The 2,334-nt window shown below is 70.2% G+C and carries 3 protein-coding genes; 2 read left to right on the top strand and 1 reads right to left on the bottom strand.

The features are described 5' to 3' along the window. Window positions 1-358, bottom strand: a 358-nt coding sequence (locus CCN51_RS50805; protein WP_158104791.1) for a LysE family transporter, incomplete at its 3' end; no start/stop codon positions are given. Window positions 359-478: 120 nt separating this feature from the next. On the opposite strand from CCN51_RS50805, the gene CCN51_RS50800 reads away from it, so the two are divergent. Further along, the gene (locus tag CCN51_RS50800) at window positions 479-1,237 is read left to right on the top strand and encodes a MerR family transcriptional regulator (protein ID WP_014178495.1); all 759 of its coding nucleotides are present in this window, start codon (window positions 479-481) and stop codon (window positions 1,235-1,237) included. A gap of 194 nt (window positions 1,238-1,431) precedes the next feature. After that, window positions 1,432-2,199, top strand: a complete 768-nt coding sequence (locus CCN51_RS50795; protein ID WP_014178496.1) for a DedA family protein — start codon at window positions 1,432-1,434, stop codon at window positions 2,197-2,199. The last annotated feature ends 135 nt before the right edge of the window (window positions 2,200-2,334 follow it).

The raw sequence follows: 2,334 nt of genomic DNA, 5'->3' as shown, positions 1-2,334 counted from the left end.
CGGCCGCCGCCGGGCCGTCCGGGCCGCCCAGGCGCTCCGCCCCGTGCGAGCCCCGCGTCCGCCACAGCTGCCACGCCCCGCGCAGCATGCCCACCGCCAGCCAGCTCAGATAGCCGGCGCCGGTGAACTTCACCACGGCGAAGAGCGCCGGGCTCGTCTGCAGCAGCGAGGCCACCCCGCCCGCCGACAGCACCATCAGCACCGTGTCCCCGCACACCACGCCCAGCGCCGCACGGTAGCCGGTGCGCGCGCCGCTGCGGGCGGCGACGGAGACCACATAGAGCGAGTTCGGCCCCGGCAGCAGGATGATCAGGGCGAGACCCGCCAGATACGTCGAAAGATCTGTTATTCCCAGCACAGCAGGCAGGATGCCAGCCGCCTCGGACACCTCCCACCGAGTTTCCGGGATGCGGACTTGCACCTCACGTCGCGTGAGGGCGCACCGTGGAGCGCGTACCGAGGAAGGAGCGGACGGGCCATGAGCTACTCCGTGGGACAGGTGGCGGGCTTTGCCGGGGTCACGGTGCGCACGCTGCACCACTACGACGAGATCGGGCTGCTGAGCCCGAGCGCCCGCAGCCGGGCCGGGCACCGGCGTTATGACGACGCCGACCTGGACCGGCTGCAGCAGATCCTGTTCTACCGGGAGCTCGGCTTTCCGCTCGACGAGGTGGCGGTCCTGCTGGACGACCCGGACGTGGATCCGCAGGAGCATCTGCGGCGGCAGCACGCGGTGCTGACCGAGCGGATCGAAAGGCTCCGGAAGATGGCCGCCGCCGTCGAACACGCGATGGAGGCACGGAAGATGGGCATCAACCTCACGCCGGAGGAGAAGTTCGAGCTCTTCGGGGCCAAGGACCCCGAGGCCTACGCGGAGGAGGCCGAGCGGCGCTGGGGCGGCACCGAGACATACGCCGAGACCCAGCGGCGCACGGCCCGCTACACCAAGGAGGACTGGCGGCAAATACAGGCCGAGGTCGCCGACTGGAGCGCGCGGTTCGCCGCGCTCATGGAGGAGGGCGAGCCGGCCTCGGGCGAGCGGTCCATGGACATGGCCGAGGAGCACCGGCGCCATATCTCCACGTGGTTCTACGAGTGCACCTTCGAGATCCACCGGGGGATCGGCGAGACGTATGTGACCGACGAGCGGTTCCGGGAGTTCTATGACTCGATCCGGCCCGGGGCTGCCGAATTCCTGCGCGAGGCGATCGCGGCCAACGCCGCCCGCCACGGCTAGCCGTACGCCCCCGCCCGTACGCCTCGCCCCGCCCGTACGCCTCGCTCCGGGCGTACGGCCAGCGGGAACCGAGGGAACGCATACGGCGTTGATAGCTTTGGGCGGCACACTGTGATGACCCCACCCTGTCCGCCCCCACCCTGCGGCCGGGCCTCGCACGAGCCTGCACCCCTCGACCCAGGAGCCTGTCACCCGTGACCAATCTCGCGCTCGGCCCCAGTTGGCTGGACCCCGACTACCTCATCGAAACCTTCGGCCTGCTCGGCGTCCTGGCGATCGTCTTCGCGGAGTCCGGCCTGCTCATCGGCTTCTTCCTGCCGGGCGACTCGCTGCTGTTCACCACGGGCCTGCTGGTCACCACGGACGTGATCAAGCAGGACCTGTGGCTGGTCTGCGTCGGCGTCGCCGCCGCCGCGGTCATCGGTGACCAGGTCGGGTATCTCTTCGGCCGGAAGGTCGGCCCCTCGCTCTTCCGCCGCCCGGACTCCAAGCTCTTCAAACAGGAGAACGTGGAGAAGGCCCATGAGTTCTTCGAGAAGCATGGGCCCAAGTCGCTGATCCTGGCCCGCTTCGTGCCCATCGTGCGCACGTTCACGCCGATCATCGCGGGCGTGAGCCGGATGAACTACCGCTCCTTCATCATCTTCAACATCATCGGCGGTGTCGCGTGGGGCGTGGGGGTCACCCTGCTCGGGGCCGCTCTGGGGAAGGTCGCCTTCGTCCACTCGCACATCGAGCTGATCCTGGTCGGCATCGTGCTGCTGTCGGTGATCCCGATCGTCATCGAGTTCCTGCGCGCCCGCGGCAAGGCCAAGAAGGAGGCCGCGGCGGGCCCGGCGGAGCCGACGGGCGCCCAGGGCCCCGCAGCGGGCCCGGCCGGACCGGGGACCGGCCCCGAGGCGCGCTACCAGGCGCAGCAGCCCTCAGGCCAGGCGTCGCGCGGCCGCCACGCCAAGCGCTGACGCCCAGCAGCCCGACACTCACAGATCCCACACCCACAAACCCCACAACCCCCACGCGCCTCCCCTCCCACCGCCCCACCCTTCGGATGGCGGCCATCGACCCGCACAATCGGCTCGGTGGCCGCCATACTGCAT

This window comes from Streptomyces milbemycinicus (genome assembly GCF_002154605.1).
Taxonomy (GTDB): Bacteria; Actinomycetota; Actinomycetes; order Streptomycetales; family Streptomycetaceae; genus Streptomyces; species Streptomyces milbemycinicus.
This window is presented reverse-complemented; position numbering and strand designations above follow the sequence as displayed.

What these genes read in the sequence shown, in the direction of transcription:
- CCN51_RS50800 (WP_014178495.1), top strand. Translation starts at nt 479, where the DNA reads ATGAGCTACTCCGTGGGACAGGTGGCGGGCTTTGCCGGGGTCACGGTG.